Genomic DNA, 14,460 nt, shown 5'->3' with positions numbered 1-14,460 from the left:
GTGAGTGCCACGCTTTTTTATTTACTGGGTTTTGTCCCAGTCACTTTCTTTTACGTTTTAATGTAATTCCAAATCCCATCAGGCCAAAACCAAGGATTAAAAATAATAAAATGAGCCAAATGCTTCGAAGAGCGATACCAATACCCACTGAAAAAAATGAAAGAATTACCAAGATTGCCAAAAGAAGCATTGGATAGTTTACTTTATTCATGATTTCACCTCAAATTTAATTACAACAAACAGTATATAACATTCGATATATTTATACAAAATGTAGCTCTTATATCTGGCGTCGTGAATGAAGATTTAGTATGATAGAATATGAACTTAATTTTGATACATATTATTAATTACTGCATCGGGGGATACTAATGAATGAACAATAGTGCAATTTTTGAATTTGTCCTATCGCATTATGGAACAGATTACTTGTTTTTAATTCTTTATATACTAAATTTAATTTTTGGTTCAATAGCATTTAAATTGGGATTTGCCAGGCGTTTACCCTTACTTAAAACAATTTTTGTTTATATTATGCTTGCGGTCGGAACGTATATCTTAACAATTTTTAGTATTTTTGGGTTGCCGATAACAGAAAGCCTGATTGTAATATCTGTTGTTTTAGGTATATACCGACTTCGTTTACATCAGGAAAGAAAAAGAAAACAAAATACACAGTAACTAAAAAGACTCTGGACAGCCCCCAATATGGGGACGTCTAGAGTCTTTTAAATAAGATCTTCTTTTTGTTTAGGTTTTTTGTATAAACGGAAATTACCGGTCTCATGCCTTGCTTTGGTTTTTTTACCAATTCGTTCATAGCATGACTGACATAAATACATATGGATTCGGCGATTCCGCAACCGTTTCGCTTGAAGGGAATAGTCTTCGATTGATTCAACTTCGTCACAAATAACACATTTAACTTGCACAATTTCACCTCAAATTTAGGCCCTTTACTAATAATGATAACATAGGAAGCATTTGTAATGAAGTTGTAATTATTGCATGTTTTATTAAAAAATAAGTGGGGAATATATAGTTACAAAACATTTGAAAGGACGATTTGATGAAAAAAAGATATTTACTTTCCGGTATCGGCGCAATTGGAGCGGGTGTTGCAGGGGTTGTATTAAAGGATAAGAATAAACGTGAAAAGTTGAAATTAACTATTGAAAATACTACAACAAAAATTAAAAATATGAATAAGGAAAAAGAAACAACGCTTGAAGATGCGGGAATTCCTGACCAGGTAGAGGATAAAGACCAAGCCCAACTTGAAAATTCCAAAATGGTATCGGAAGGATCCCAATTCGGCGTTAATTATTACAACGAAGTTAAAAATGAAGAAGATAAAGTAACAACAAAATAAAAGGATTTCCCGGTTACCCTATGGTAGTCGGGAAGTCCTTTTAATGTGCGACTTGGCGCCCTGAATTTTTTCTCTATTCATTGTTCTGATGATTTGACTGGTCTTCTTCAATGTCGTCTAATTTTTTCTCATCTTTTTTTGGAAGGACTTTTTTGTTTTGATCAGATTGTTTAGGTTTATTTTCATTAATAGGGAAGTCCGGCATATATCTACCAACGATTCCAGATAATTCATCCACGACACCCTGGACTGGATAGCCCTGTCCCATCTTATTTCTCATTTGCTGCAGTCGTTCCATAACATCGCCATCCGCAACAACGACAGCTGTTTTTCCGTATGGGTCATGCTGCAAAGCCTCTAGGACAGAATATTTAACGGTTCCAACCCTTGAACGGTCCAAGTCTTTATCGACATCGATACCTACTACTGCATAAGGACCAGCAACAACCGCTGTGGCGTTATTGACATTTCCAACCCCTGCGGCAATAGATGCCAGGTGATCTGCAATTTCTTTATTACTTAATGTTTGTTTGTCAGCCGGATCCGAATCTTTTACCTGAAGATAGCGATCATTGCTTTTTTCATCTGAAAGGGAAATGTCTTCATTATCAGATTGACATCCGCTAATAATAATACAAGTCATTACCAAACATAATCCTGTACGAAAGCCAAATTTCATTTGTTATGCCTCCTTTTCCTGATTCTAAGAAATGTACTATGTTTATATTTTGTTTTTGCGTGCTAAATTATACAAAAAAGCTGTTGCACGATCGGCAACAGCTTCAGTGAACAGATTGTATAAAATTTGGCAAACGATTTTCTTAGTTTATAACAATTTTTTTAATGGAAGTAATTGGATTATCCCTGTTTGAACCATCTTTGTGATATAGATGTACAGGTCCGTTTTCTTTTAAAGGTTGTCCATCTACTGCAAACAGTAAATAGGCATTCCTTAGCTGATCTAGGGAGATGGTTACATCGTCATTTCCTTCAATGATTAATGAAGCTGTCTTGGCATCAGCCTTGGCTTCCGCGTGATTAACAAATACTTCAATAGGCATTACATATGTACCCTTTAATATTTTTTCCCCCTCGAGTTTAGAAATACTTTTGTTTATTGGGGGATTGATATGTTGTTGGGAAACTGCGCGATCCCATCGTTTTGATGTCCTTTCTAAATCCTCGTCTTCATCCGGTTGATCTAATACCGTATCAAATGCCTTATCAAACTCTACTTTGCGATCATCAAAAATCCAAACGGTAGGATCCAATGTAATGGAATATGTAATGTTTCCTGTAATTGGTACTATCATCTATTTTTTCCACCTTTCTTTAATTCTCAGTAACGAAGAATGCATATAAATTTTTTACGATATTTATTCTATCACAAACATATACAAGATGCTTATGAATTGGTCGGACAGTCCCGAAATTTTTATCACTTTAAAAAGTATAAATCTTTATCGATATAAAGTATAAAAAAATCTAAGGCTTCGCAATTAGTTCTTGGCGACAAGCCAAGATTTTCTAAAATATAATTTGCATTTTATCGTGTGGAACGATAATATAATAGTAAGAAAGTCTTTTAATTGGAGGGATTCATTTGATTCCTGAGGTGACCGTAAATCATCGTGAAAAAGCGTACGCTCTATTAAAGGCAGACGCCGATAAAATAGTAAAACTTATCGAGGTGCAAATCGATAATTTAACTATGCCACAGTGCCCCTTATATGAAGAGGTATTAGATACTCAAATGTTTGGTCTTTCAAGAGAGATTGATTTCGCAGTGCGCTTGGACTTAATCAATGAGGATGAAGGAAAAGCACTTCTTGAAAATCTGGAGAAGCAGCTTAATATATTACATGAAGCAGCACAGAACTCAATTTAACAAAATATTGTTAGGTTGTTTTGTGTAGATATAATTCAGCAAAACTTTGCCCACGCACACTAAGGCAAGGTTTTTTTATTACAGCACATGACAGAAAAGGGAAAGAAAAAAGGCATTGATGAAACAGAATTCTGAAAATACATACACTATTCAAATTAAGTATGTTATACTATTTAAAATTTCTCTTTCATCATTGCTCTATTACATATTATGGGGAGAAGTAAGATGATAAAGAAATTAAAAGATTACGATTTTACACTGATGATAACTCCAATTCTACTTTCAGGATTTGGTATTGTCATGATTTACAGTGCCAGCATGGTTATTGCAGTTATGGAGGGATTTGAAAGTACACATTATTTTTATAGACAAATACAATGGTTTGTTCTTGGTATGGCAGGTTTTATTCTTTGTTCAGCGTTTCCGTATAAGTACTATCAAAAATTAATGAAAATTATTATTTTAATTATATTGGTGCTTCTAGTTGGGGTATTGATCTTTGGTAAGTCGGTAAACAATGCTAAATCCTGGTTTGATTTTGGACCAGTTAGTCTGCAGCCTGCAGAATTTGCCAAAATAGGGCTGATTATGTATCTGGCAAGCATTTATTCAAAGAAACAAACATACATAAATGACTTTAAAACGGGTGTTGTGCCTCCGTTAATTATGACTGGAATTGTTCTTGGTCTCATCATCATGCAACCAGATGTCGGTACAGCGGCAATTATTTTTCTGATTGCCTGTTCTGTCATATTTAGTTCTGGTATAAAGTTTCGTCATCTAACAATTCTTATTTTGGCTGGACTAATTGTAATTGCTTTAGCAGCCCCTCAGATGGTGACTGATGAGAGGCTTGCCAGATTTACGGGGGCGTATCAACCGTTTGAAACGCCAAATACAGATGGCTACCATTTGATTCAATCGTATCTGGCGATTGGTGTTGGTGGGATTTCAGGTGAAGGCTTAGGCCATAGTGTTCAAAAACTTGGATATCTGCTTGAACCGCATACAGATTTTATCATGGCGGTTATTGCTGAAGAACTTGGATTTGTAGGAGTAGTTATTGTAATAGGGATGCTGTCGTTGATTGTTCTTAGAGGAATCTTTATTGCCAGAAAGTGTGAGGACAGTTTTGGTGCTCTATTGGCGATAGGAATATCATCGATGGTGGGTGTCCAAGCATTTATTAATCTAGGTGCCATCAGTGGTTTACTGCCAATTACTGGTGTTCCATTACCATTTGTCAGTTACGGCGGTTCGTCACTGCTCGTAATGCTGGCCTCCATGGGGATACTAAACAACATTGCAAAATCCGTGAAAAGAAAAGAACAAGAACCGGTTAAGGTTAATCAGGACACAAATAGAAATCAATCATTTAATCGAGGAGGAAGATCATGGCCGAGTTAAATACCATACAAAAAGTATTAGTGGCAAACAGAGGCGAGATTGCTATTCGGGTGTTTAGGGCTTGTACAGAATTAAATATCCGAACAGTTGCAGTTTATTCCAAAGAGGATTCAGGTTCCTACCATCGTTATAAGGCTGATGAAGCATACTTAGTTGGTGAGGGGAAAAAACCAATCGACGCATATTTGGATATTGAAGGCATTATTAAGGTGGCAAAGCAAGTAGGTGTTGATGCAATACATCCTGGATATGGCTTCCTATCTGAAAATATTCAATTCGCGAAACGATGTGAAGAAGAAGGGTTAACTTTTATTGGTCCAACCAGTGAGCATCTAAACATGTTTGGGGATAAGGTTAAGGCAAGATATCAGGCAGTACAGGCTGGCTTACCAGTAATCCCTGGGAGTGATGGCCCTGTAAAGTCACTGGAAGAAGTTAAAGCATTTAGTGAGAATGCCGGCTTCCCGATTATTATTAAAGCTTCTTTAGGCGGTGGGGGACGTGGAATGCGAATTGTTCGTTCTGACTCCGGTTTGTCAGAAGCGTTTGATCGCGCAAAATCCGAAGCTAAAGCGGCGTTTGGCAATGATGAAGTTTATGTAGAAAAATTGATAGAAAATCCTAAACACATAGAGGTTCAAATCATTGGTGATAAAAATGGTAATGTCGTTCATTTATATGAACGTGATTGTTCAGTACAAAGACGTCATCAGAAGGTAGTGGAGGTTGCACCTAGTGTTTCACTGCCAAATGACTTACGAAATGAAATATGCGAAGCAGCAGTTAAATTAATGAAAAATGTAAATTACATTAATGCGGGAACTGTTGAGTTTTTGGTGACTGACGAAGAATTTTACTTTATCGAGGTAAATCCGAGAGTTCAGGTTGAACATACAATTACTGAACTGATTACCGGTTATGATATCGTTCAAACACAAATTAAAATAGCAGAAGGTCTGGATATGCATGATCAGTCTATTGGGATACCTTCTCAGGAAGCAATCAAAACGAATGGTTATGCAATCCAATCACGGGTTACAACGGAGGATCCATTAAACAACTTTATGCCGGATACCGGAAAAATTATGGCTTACCGGACAGGTGGGGGATTTGGTGTTCGGTTAGATGCCGGAAATGGATTCCAAGGTGCTGAAATTTCTCCACATTATGATTCCTTATTAGTAAAAGTGTCTACCTGGGCGTTATCTTTTGATCAGGCAGCAAATAAAATGGTTCGAAACCTAAGGGAATTCCGTATTCGTGGAATTAAAACAAACATTCCATTTTTAGAAAATGTGATTCGCCACTCAAACTTCCTATCAGGGGAGTACAGTACTACCTTTATCGATCAAACACCAGAATTATTTGTTTTTCCTAAACGAAAAGACCGGGGAACTAAAATGTTGTCCTACATTGGACATACTTCTGTTAACGGATTTGAAGGACTTAGCAAAAAGAAAAAGCCATTATTTACCACTCCGCCTATTCCGAAAATTGACAAGTTGCAGGAAATACCGCGGGGAACAAAACAAATTCTTGATGAAAAAGGGCCAGAGGGCCTCGCTTCTTGGCTGCTTGATCAACCGGACGTTTTATTAACTGACACAACATTTCGAGATGCTCATCAATCATTGCTTGCAACTCGGGTTCGAACTAAGGATTTATTGCAAATCGCGGAACCCACAGCGCGATTATTACCTGAATTATTTTCTGTTGAAATGTGGGGAGGAGCAACGTTTGATGTTGCCTACCGATTCTTAAAAGAAAGTCCATGGCAACGGCTACTGAAATTACGTGAACAGATGCCAAATGTTTTATTACAAATGCTTCTCCGCTCAAGCAATGCAGTTGGATATAAAAACTATCCCGACAATTTAATAAAAGAATTTGTCGAAAAGAGCGCAACAGCAGGTATTGATGTATTTAGAATCTTTGACAGTCTAAATTGGGTCGAAGGTATGAATTTGGCTATCCAGTCCGTTCGGGAATCAAATAAAATTGCTGAAGCAACAATGTGTTATACAGGGGATATTCTTGATAAAGGCCGTACAAAATATGATCTGGATTATTATAAAAATCTGGCAAAAGAGCTTGAACAGTCAGGGGCTCATATTCTTGGCATTAAAGATATGGCTGGATTGCTCAAACCTGAGGCAGCATATCAACTTATTTCCACATTAAAAGATTCAATTTCAATCCCGGTCCATTTGCATACACATGACACCAGTGGCAACGGTATATACATGTATGCACGAGCAATTGAAGCGGGGGTTGATGTAGTAGATGTGGCTAACGGACCAATGGCGGGACTAACGTCACAACCGAGTGCACAGTCACTGTATCATGCGTTGGAAGGGCATAAGCGCCAACCTAAAATCAATGTAGGATCCTATGAGAAACTTTCTCATTATTGGGAAGATGTTCGAGGGTATTATCAGGATTTTGAAAGTGGTATGAAGTCGCCGCATACAGAAATTTACAATCATGAAATGCCTGGTGGCCAATACAGTAACCTGAAACAACAAGCGAAAGCCGTGGGTCTGGAAGACCGCTGGAATGAAGTTAAGACGATGTTTAATAAAGTGAACCTAATGTTTGGGGATGTAATAAAGGTTACGCCATCCTCAAAGGTTGTTGGTGATATGACTTTATTTATGGTCCAAAACGATTTAACAGAGGACGATATTTACGAGCGGGGAGAATCAATTGATTTCCCTGATTCTGTAATTGAATTTGCACAAGGATATATTGGACAACCGTATCAAGGGTTTCCTAAGGAATTGCAACGGATCATCCTCAAAGGTAAAAAACCGATAACCGTTCGTCCTGGAGAATTGCTGGAGCCAGTTGATTTCAATTCATTAAAGTCGTCATTATTTAAAACGCTTGACCGACAAGTGACAAGTTTTGATATGATTTCCTACGCTTTATATCCGAAAGTGTTTATGGACTATCATCGTTTTCAAGAGACATATGGTGATGTGTCTGTATTGGACACACCAACATTTTTATACGGGATGCGCCTTGGTGAGGAAATTGAAGTAGAAATTGAACAAGGTAAAACATTAATCGTAAAATTAGTTTCTATTTCTGAAGCTCACGCAGATGGTACACGAGTCATTTACTTTGAACTTAATGGACAATCGAGAGAAGTTGTTGTAAAAGATGACAATATAAAATCACAACTGGCGACAAAACAACTAGCTGACAAAGGAAACGAGAAACATATTGGAGCTACAATGCCAGGTACAGTTGTGAAAGTTATTTGTGAAAAAGGCGATAAAGTTAAAAAGGGAGACTATCTTCTAATAACTGAGGCAATGAAAATGGAAACAACCGTTCAGGCTCCTTTTGACGGTGTAATCAAATCGATTCACGTCAGTAACGGAGAAGCTATTAAAGTGAATGATTTATTGATTGAATTTGAATAATGGGTACAAAAAAGTAGCAGCAATCCAGGATTGCTGCTACTTTTTCTGGTGTACCACTCACTCGTATTTTGCACTTCGGTTTGAAAGTAAAATAAAATAACTCAGCATCGCAAAATAACAAGATACTACGAAAGCATGCATTAATGCTATTCCAAGGTTTAGCAATGTGAAAATAATCATTGCGCCAAAAAATACCTGAATGCAAATCAGCCCGAGAGTAACGGACCAACCCCAAACCATAACCCGATTGTTCCGGTAATTCCTGATTATTTTTACAAAAAGAATGATTGTCCATACGAATAATAAACCTGCGGCCAAACGGTGCCCCATATGAATCCACTGATCAAGCCTGAATGAAGTGAAATCAAAAGGTTGAGTATTTGTACAAAATGGCCAATCACCACATACAAGACTTGCTTCCGCATGCCGAACTAGTGCTCCAGTATAAACCACCATTAACGTATAAACGGATATTGCATATATTTCAATTCGATGTTTCTTTTTAATATGCAGCGAATTCGCATCAAATTTCTTATCAATTTCAAATACTAATAATGTAAGCAAAAACACAGAAGCGAAAGATATTAATGAAATACCAAAATGGGCGGCTAGTACGAATTCTGATTGCCCCCATTTTACTGCAGCTGCGCCAATCAATGCTTGGGCTAACAAGAAGAAAACAGACAAAAATGCTAAAAATTTAACCTCACGGATATGCCCGATCTTCCGCCATGATAGAATGGATAAAGCAAGAACGACAAATCCAACAACTCCTGTTACAAGCCGATGACTTAATTCAATTAACAACTCAGGAGTAATCATTGTTGGCACAAATTGTCCTTCACACAACGGCCAGCTTGATCCGCAGCCTGCTCCAGAACCTGTTTTTGTTACCAGTGCACCACCAATTAATACAAAAAACATGCCTACCGTAGCAACTACGGATAGCCATTTTAACGATCTGATCATAAGAATGCCTCACTTTTTTCTTGATATACCTCATGATAATACTTCTTCAATATACAAAGCAATTAAAATCAGCGGAAAAAGCCATTCTTACACACAATTGTCAAATTATCGTACAAGAAAAGCCATATTATAACAAAAAAATTAAATTAGCTTGCATTGTTCGAAGTCTTTTGCTAGAAATAATATAGGGGATTTGTATTTCAATATACCATCAGAAAAAATAGGTTTTAAGGCAAGACTTTACTTATATAAAGGGCTTATCCCTTTTATTTTATTTTTAATCAAGACTTCACAAACCTGTCACATATAACTTGTTTAAAAATGAAATATACCTATAAAGTAAATAGATTGTAATACAAATTCATGATACAATTAAGGTAATACATAGGATACTTTTGGAGATAGTAAGTAGTAACACTATCGTTCCATCATATGTTCTATATAATTTTGTGCCTTTATGTTGGAAAGTTGAAGGGGGGATATATGGAATGAATAAAGTGGAGACAACATCTTCACGAATGATTGGAAATGTTGCTACATCAGAAAACAAAGATACGACATTGTTTGCAGATTTAAAAGCCCTCTTTAAAGTAGGAATTGTAAATTCTAACTTAATCACCACTTTCACTGGATTTTGGTTAGCGCTTCATTTTACGAATGTTTCTTTCGTTAATAATTGGGATATTTTCTTGTTAACAATGGCCGGTACCGCTTTAGTAATTGCCGGTGGTTGTATACTTAATAACTGGTATGATCGCGATATTGACCCTGTTATGTCTCGCACTAAAACGAGACCAACTGTAACGGGAACTATCGCTTTGAATCATGTCCTGATAGTTGGTATTGCCACAACCGGAATAGGTCTAATCCTTTTGTTATTAACTACTGTTCAGGCCGCTGTGTTTGGCTTTTTTGGCTGGTTTACGTATGTAGTTCTATATACAATGTGGTCAAAACGCAGGTATACACTAAATACAGTAGTCGGCAGTTTTTCTGGTGCCATGCCGCCATTAATTGGATGGGCAGCAATTGATCCAAATCTTCATATTGAGGCGATTGTCTTATTTTTAATCATGTTTATCTGGCAGACTCCACATTTTCTTGCCTTGGCAATGAAAAAGTGTGATGAATATAAGGCTGCCGGTATACCTATGCTACCGGTTGTACATGGTTTTGAATTTACAAAAAGACAAATGGTTGTTTATACAGCCTGTCTATTGCCATTGCCATTTTATCTAGCACAGCTTGGTACAACGTTTGTTGTTATTGCAACGTTATTAAATGTCGGCTGGCTTGCACTGGGTATTAAAGGGTTGTTTATGAAAAATGACCTGAAATGGGCAAATATGATGTTTATTTATTCGTTGAACTATTTAACTATATTATTTTTAATGATGGTTGTTGTAACATTTGATTTCCCCTTTAGTTAAGTAATGAATTCCGTAATTGTCCTTAATCACAAAATTATATAAGGAAGAAACAAAAGAAAGAGAGGTATGATTGCATGAAAGGTTGGATGGGAAAATTTAGAGCTTTAACTTTATTTGGCTCATTGGCACTTTTACTTTCAGGGTGTGGTCAAGAAAATTTAAGTGCTTTAATACCTAAGGGATATGGAGCTGAAAAGTCGTTAGATTTAATTATTCTGACTGCAATTATTATGCTATTTGTCCTGCTAATTGTAATGTTGGTATATATTACAGTTTTAGTTCGTTTCCGTAAAAAGAAAGGACAAAAAGACTTTATTCCAAAACAAGTTGAAGGAAATAAAACTCTTGAAACAATTTGGACAGTAATTCCGATATTATTGCTAATTATCATTGCTGTTCCTACTGTAGCCGCAACGTTTGACTTAGCGGACGAATCAGGGGCAAAAGATAAGCTTAATGTTGAAGTTACAGGTAACCAATACTGGTGGCACTTTAATTACAAGGGCCAGGAAATACAAACAAGTCAGGATTTGTATATTCCAACAGGCGAAAAGGTATATTTAAACATGAAATCGTCTGATGTTATTCACTCATTCTGGGTTCCGGCTATTTCTGGAAAAATGGACGTAAACCCTGAAAACGAAAATACAATGTTCATAAAGGCCAATGAAGAAGGCGTTTACTATGGTAAGTGTGCTGAGTTATGTGGTCCGTCACATGCGCTAATGGATTTTAAAATTATTGCTGTCAGCCCAGAAGAATTTGATCAATGGGTGAAGGATATGCAAAACGTTGATCCTAAAGCAGTTGCTGAAGGCGAAACTGCAAAGCAGGGGCAAACATTGTTTGAAGAAAGTAATTGTATGGGGTGTCATGCAATCGGTTCCTCACCGGTACAGGTTGGACCAAACTTAACTAACTTTGGTGAGCGTACACGCATTGCTGGAATATTGGATCATAATAAAGAAAACCTGATTAGTTGGATTATGAATCCGGATTCCATAAAGCCTGGTAACAAGATGGATGGCAAATACCCAGAGCTATCAAGAGATGAAGCAAGCAAAATTGCAGATTACTTATTGCAACTGAAACCGTCTAGTATAACGGCTGAAGATGCTGGGAAATAGTAAATTAGTATGAGGGAGGTTAAAGTAGTGAGTAATGCAGCTACTCATAAGAGAGGCTTCGGTGCTGTGCTTTGGGATTATTTAACAACTGTTGACCATAAAAAAATTGCGCATTTATATTTGTTCAGCGGTGGTTTTTTCTTCCTAATGGGCGGAATAGAAGCTATGTTAATTCGGATTCAATTAATCAAACCGAACAGTGAATTTCTAAGTAATGGTTTGTACAACGAAGTATTGACAATGCATGGAACAACGATGATATTCTTAGCAGCCATGCCGTTAATCTTCGCCCTGATGAATGCAGCGGTTCCATTGCAGATTGGTGCACGAGATGTTGCGTTTCCGTTTATTAATTCATTAGGATTTTGGTTATTTTTATTTGGTGGACTAATTTTAAACTGTAGTTGGTTCTTGGGCGGAGCACCAGATGCAGGTTGGACTGCCTATGCACCGTTATCAACTACATCGCCAGGTCATGGTGTCGACTTTTATGTGATAGGACTCCAGATTGCTGGTGCCGGAACTTTAATTGGTGGTATTAACTTTTTGGTAACGATCGTTAATATGCGTGCACCAGGTATGACATATATGAGAATGCCATTATTTACATGGTCTGTATTTATTACAAGTATACTTATTTTATTTGCATTTCCAGCATTGACTGTTGGACTATTCTTACTAATGTTTGAAAGAATGTTTGGCGCCGGATTTTTCGATGCGTCCCTTGGTGGTAATGCAATTATTTGGGAACATTTATTCTGGATCTTCGGTCACCCAGAGGTTTATATTTTGATTTTACCGTTATTCGGATTGTTTAGTGACCTTTTTTCAACATTTTCAAAGAAACGATTATTTGGTTATACAGCAATGGTGTTTGCTACCATGCTAATTGCATTTCTAGGATTTATGGTTTGGGCCCACCATATGTTTACCGTAGGTCTTGGGCCAGTTGCTAACTCTATTTTTGCGATTGCGACAATGGCAATTGCTGTACCAACAGGTATTAAAATATTTAACTGGCTGGCAACAATGTGGGGCGGCCAAATTACAATTAATTCGGCTATGCTATGGGCACTTGGATTTATCCCAACATTTACGCTTGGTGGTATGACGGGTGTAATGGTAGCGTCAGTAGTAGCCGATTACCAATACCATGACTCTTATTTCGTGGTTGCTCACTTCCACTATGTAATTGTTGGTGGAACAATATTTGGTATTTTTGCAGGACTACATTATTGGTGGCCAAAAATGTTTGGCAGAATCCTGCATGAAGGAATGGGTAAACTAACTTTCTGGACATTCTTAATTGGATTCCATTTAACATTCTTTATTCAGCATTTCCTAGGATTAATGGGTATGCCTCGTAGGTATTCAACATATCTGCCAAATCAAGGTTTGGATCTTGGAAACTTAATTAGTACAATTGGCGCGTTCTTCATGGCATTTGCTGTAATTGTATTTGTTATTAACGTATTTTACACTGCAGCAAAAGGTGAAAAGGCTCCTGCAGATCCGTGGGATGGCCGTACGTTAGAATGGGCAACAGCATCCCCGCCTGCACATTATAACTTTAAACAGGTTCCACTTGTTCGTGGACTTGATCCACTATGGATTGAAAAGACAGAAGGTAAAGGCAAACTGACACCTTCAGAACCACTAGGCGATATTCATATGCCAAATGCATCTATTCTGCCATTTGTTATGTCACTTGGGTTATTTATTGCAGGATTTGGTTTTATTTACCAAGTGGATGATAAGGGCTGGTTAGCTGTAGTCTTCATCGGTATGGCAATTACCCTAGGTTCCATGTTAATTCGTTCATTAAAAGATGATTTAGGGCATCATATAACCAAAGAAGAACTTGAAAGGGAGGCTGACTGATATGAGTCATGATCATTCCTTAAATCCAGAAACTATGCCACATGAACCTGAAAAAGCGACACTTGAAGGTAAGAATAAGTTTATCGGCTTTTGGTTCTTCCTTGGTGGAGAAACTGTTCTCTTCGCAAGTTTGTTTGGTACGTATCTTGCGTTGCGCAACGCAACGGCTGGTGGACCATCAGCGGAAGAATTATTTGGATTAGACCTTGTTTTTATCATGACAATTCTATTGTTAACAAGTTCGTTAACTAGTGTATATGCGATTTATCATATGAAGAATAATGATTTTGGAAAAATGTGTTTATGGTTTATCATTACTATAATTCTTGGCTTTGGATTCCTTGGCAGTGAGATTTATGAGTTTACACATTACATCCACAATGAAGGTTTTACCTTTACTTCTTCAGCATTTGGGTCAGCCTTTTATACATTGGTTGGATTTCATGGGGGACACGTTTTATTCGGTCTATGCTGGTTTATTGCATTGCTGTTACGTAATGCAAAACGTGGTCTAAACTTATACAATGCTCCAAAGTTTTATGTTGTAAGTCTATATTGGCACTTTATTGATGTTGTTTGGGTATTCATCTTTACTGTTGTATACCTAATGGGAAAGGTGGTTTAATAAATGACTGAAAACACCAGTTCCAAAAAAGTAGATACGTTTCAAAAGCGTAAAAATAAAGAAGAAATGAAATATCAACTCATTACCTTTGGATTGATGATCATCTTCACACTTGTAGCATTTGGACTTGTAGTTGGGGAGTTAATGCCAAAAATGTTTGTTATTCCTACTATCCTTTTGCTGGCTATAGTTCAGGTCGCTTTTCAATTTTATTATTTTATGCATATGAAACATTCAGGACATGAAATGCCATCTGTTATGATTTATGGTGGTATATGGGCTGCAATACTAACTGTTACCGCTTTAAGTGTACTTACATGGTGGTAACAC

The 14,460-nt window shown here is 37.1% G+C and carries 15 protein-coding genes; 10 read left to right on the top strand and 5 right to left on the bottom strand.

Features of this window, described 5'->3' with window-relative positions:
• Positions 1-40: 40 nt before the first annotated feature.
• The gene (locus CFK37_RS20205) at positions 41-211 is read right to left on the bottom strand and encodes a DUF5325 family protein (protein ID WP_172840521.1); all 171 of its coding nucleotides are present in this window, start codon (positions 209-211) and stop codon (positions 41-43) included.
• Between the two features lie 164 nt (positions 212-375).
• Between CFK37_RS20205 and CFK37_RS16385 the strand changes: the two genes are divergently transcribed.
• On the top strand, positions 376-681 hold the full coding sequence (locus CFK37_RS16385) for a YlaH-like family protein (protein WP_089062882.1): 306 nt from the start codon (positions 376-378) through the stop codon (positions 679-681).
• A gap of 47 nt (positions 682-728) precedes the next feature.
• Here CFK37_RS16385 and CFK37_RS16380 read toward each other — a convergent pair whose 3' ends face one another.
• On the bottom strand, positions 729-932 hold the full coding sequence (locus CFK37_RS16380; protein WP_089062881.1) for a YlaI family protein: 204 nt from the start codon (positions 930-932) through the stop codon (positions 729-731).
• Positions 933-1,069: 137 nt separating this feature from the next.
• On the opposite strand from CFK37_RS16380, the gene CFK37_RS16375 reads away from it, so the two are divergent.
• On the top strand, positions 1,070-1,372 hold the full coding sequence (locus tag CFK37_RS16375) for a hypothetical protein (RefSeq protein ID WP_089062880.1): 303 nt from the start codon (positions 1,070-1,072) through the stop codon (positions 1,370-1,372).
• A gap of 73 nt (positions 1,373-1,445) precedes the next feature.
• On the opposite strand, the gene CFK37_RS16370 is transcribed toward CFK37_RS16375, so the two are convergent.
• Both CFK37_RS16370 and CFK37_RS16365 read right to left on the bottom strand, forming a co-directional pair.
• Positions 1,446-2,051, bottom strand: a complete 606-nt coding sequence (locus CFK37_RS16370) for a YhcN/YlaJ family sporulation lipoprotein (RefSeq protein ID WP_245837234.1) — start codon at positions 2,049-2,051, stop codon at positions 1,446-1,448.
• Between the two features lie 142 nt (positions 2,052-2,193).
• Entirely contained in the window at positions 2,194-2,685 is a 492-nt protein-coding gene (locus CFK37_RS16365) for a hypothetical protein (RefSeq protein ID WP_089062879.1), read from the bottom strand.
• A 293-nt stretch (positions 2,686-2,978) separates the two neighbouring features.
• Here CFK37_RS16365 and CFK37_RS16360 point away from each other — a divergent pair, with 293 nt between their 5' ends.
• The 3 genes from CFK37_RS16360 (at position 2,979) to pyc (ending at position 8,098) form a co-directional block, all read left to right on the top strand.
• Positions 2,979-3,260 (top strand): Fpa/YlaN family protein, encoded by a 282-nt coding sequence (locus CFK37_RS16360; protein ID WP_089063691.1) that lies wholly within the window; start codon positions 2,979-2,981, stop codon positions 3,258-3,260.
• Positions 3,261-3,485: 225 nt separating this feature from the next.
• On the top strand, positions 3,486-4,667 hold the full coding sequence (ftsW, locus tag CFK37_RS16355) for a putative lipid II flippase FtsW (RefSeq protein ID WP_089062878.1): 1,182 nt from the start codon (positions 3,486-3,488) through the stop codon (positions 4,665-4,667).
• On the top strand, positions 4,655-8,098 hold the full coding sequence (gene pyc / locus CFK37_RS16350; RefSeq protein WP_089062877.1) for a pyruvate carboxylase: 3,444 nt from the start codon (positions 4,655-4,657) through the stop codon (positions 8,096-8,098). The genes ftsW and pyc overlap by 13 nt, the downstream gene beginning before the upstream one ends.
• 57 nt (positions 8,099-8,155) lie before the next feature.
• Here the strand turns inward: pyc and CFK37_RS16345 are convergent, their stop codons facing one another.
• Positions 8,156-9,067, bottom strand: a complete 912-nt coding sequence (locus CFK37_RS16345) for a COX15/CtaA family protein (protein WP_089062876.1) — start codon at positions 9,065-9,067, stop codon at positions 8,156-8,158.
• A gap of 488 nt (positions 9,068-9,555) precedes the next feature.
• On the opposite strand from CFK37_RS16345, the gene cyoE reads away from it, so the two are divergent.
• The 5 genes from cyoE to ctaF all read left to right on the top strand — a co-directional run bounded on the left by cyoE (position 9,556) and on the right by ctaF (position 14,457).
• Complete coding sequence (cyoE, locus tag CFK37_RS16340; protein ID WP_089062875.1) at positions 9,556-10,497, top strand: heme o synthase; 942 nt, start codon at positions 9,556-9,558, stop codon at positions 10,495-10,497.
• A gap of 74 nt (positions 10,498-10,571) precedes the next feature.
• Positions 10,572-11,624 carry a cytochrome c oxidase subunit II gene (coxB, locus tag CFK37_RS16335; protein WP_089062874.1) on the top strand — a complete coding sequence of 351 codons (1,053 nt, stop codon included), beginning with the start codon at positions 10,572-10,574 and terminating at the stop codon, positions 11,622-11,624.
• Between the two features lie 9 nt (positions 11,625-11,633).
• Positions 11,634-13,505 carry a cytochrome c oxidase subunit I gene (gene ctaD, locus CFK37_RS16330; protein ID WP_089062873.1) on the top strand — a complete coding sequence of 624 codons (1,872 nt, stop codon included), beginning with the start codon at positions 11,634-11,636 and terminating at the stop codon, positions 13,503-13,505.
• Between the two features lies 1 nt (position 13,506).
• Positions 13,507-14,130 carry a cytochrome (ubi)quinol oxidase subunit III gene (locus tag CFK37_RS16325; protein WP_089062872.1) on the top strand — a complete coding sequence of 208 codons (624 nt, stop codon included), beginning with the start codon at positions 13,507-13,509 and terminating at the stop codon, positions 14,128-14,130.
• A 3-nt stretch (positions 14,131-14,133) separates the two neighbouring features.
• A complete protein-coding gene (ctaF, locus tag CFK37_RS16320) occupies positions 14,134-14,457 on the top strand; it encodes a cytochrome c oxidase subunit IVB (protein WP_089062871.1) in 324 nt (107 codons plus the stop codon).
• The last annotated feature ends 3 nt before the right edge of the window (positions 14,458-14,460 follow it).

Origin of the sequence: Virgibacillus phasianinus (genome assembly GCF_002216775.1) — a bacterium.
GTDB lineage: Bacteria > Bacillota > Bacilli > Bacillales > Amphibacillaceae > Virgibacillus_F > Virgibacillus_F phasianinus.
Note: the sequence above shows the minus strand (reverse complement) of the source record. Positions and strands in the feature narration are given on the sequence as shown.

Coding starts and splice junctions, on each gene's coding strand:
- CFK37_RS20205 (WP_172840521.1), bottom strand. CDS start 211: ATGAATAAAGTAAACTATCCAATGCTTCTTTTGGCAATCTTGGTAATT.
- CFK37_RS16385 (WP_089062882.1), top strand. CDS start 376: ATGAACAATAGTGCAATTTTTGAATTTGTCCTATCGCATTATGGAACA.
- CFK37_RS16375 (WP_089062880.1), top strand. CDS start 1,070: ATGAAAAAAAGATATTTACTTTCCGGTATCGGCGCAATTGGAGCGGGT.
- CFK37_RS16370 (WP_245837234.1), bottom strand. CDS start 2,051: ATGAAATTTGGCTTTCGTACAGGATTATGTTTGGTAATGACTTGTATT.
- CFK37_RS16365 (WP_089062879.1), bottom strand. CDS start 2,685: ATGATAGTACCAATTACAGGAAACATTACATATTCCATTACATTGGAT.
- ftsW (WP_089062878.1), top strand. CDS start 3,486: ATGATAAAGAAATTAAAAGATTACGATTTTACACTGATGATAACTCCA.
- pyc (WP_089062877.1), top strand. CDS start 4,655: ATGGCCGAGTTAAATACCATACAAAAAGTATTAGTGGCAAACAGAGGC.
- CFK37_RS16345 (WP_089062876.1), bottom strand. CDS start 9,067: ATGATCAGATCGTTAAAATGGCTATCCGTAGTTGCTACGGTAGGCATG.
- cyoE (WP_089062875.1), top strand. CDS start 9,556: ATGAATAAAGTGGAGACAACATCTTCACGAATGATTGGAAATGTTGCT.
- coxB (WP_089062874.1), top strand. CDS start 10,572: ATGAAAGGTTGGATGGGAAAATTTAGAGCTTTAACTTTATTTGGCTCA.
- ctaD (WP_089062873.1), top strand. CDS start 11,634: ATGAGGGAGGTTAAAGTAGTGAGTAATGCAGCTACTCATAAGAGAGGC.
- CFK37_RS16325 (WP_089062872.1), top strand. CDS start 13,507: ATGAGTCATGATCATTCCTTAAATCCAGAAACTATGCCACATGAACCT.
- ctaF (WP_089062871.1), top strand. CDS start 14,134: ATGACTGAAAACACCAGTTCCAAAAAAGTAGATACGTTTCAAAAGCGT.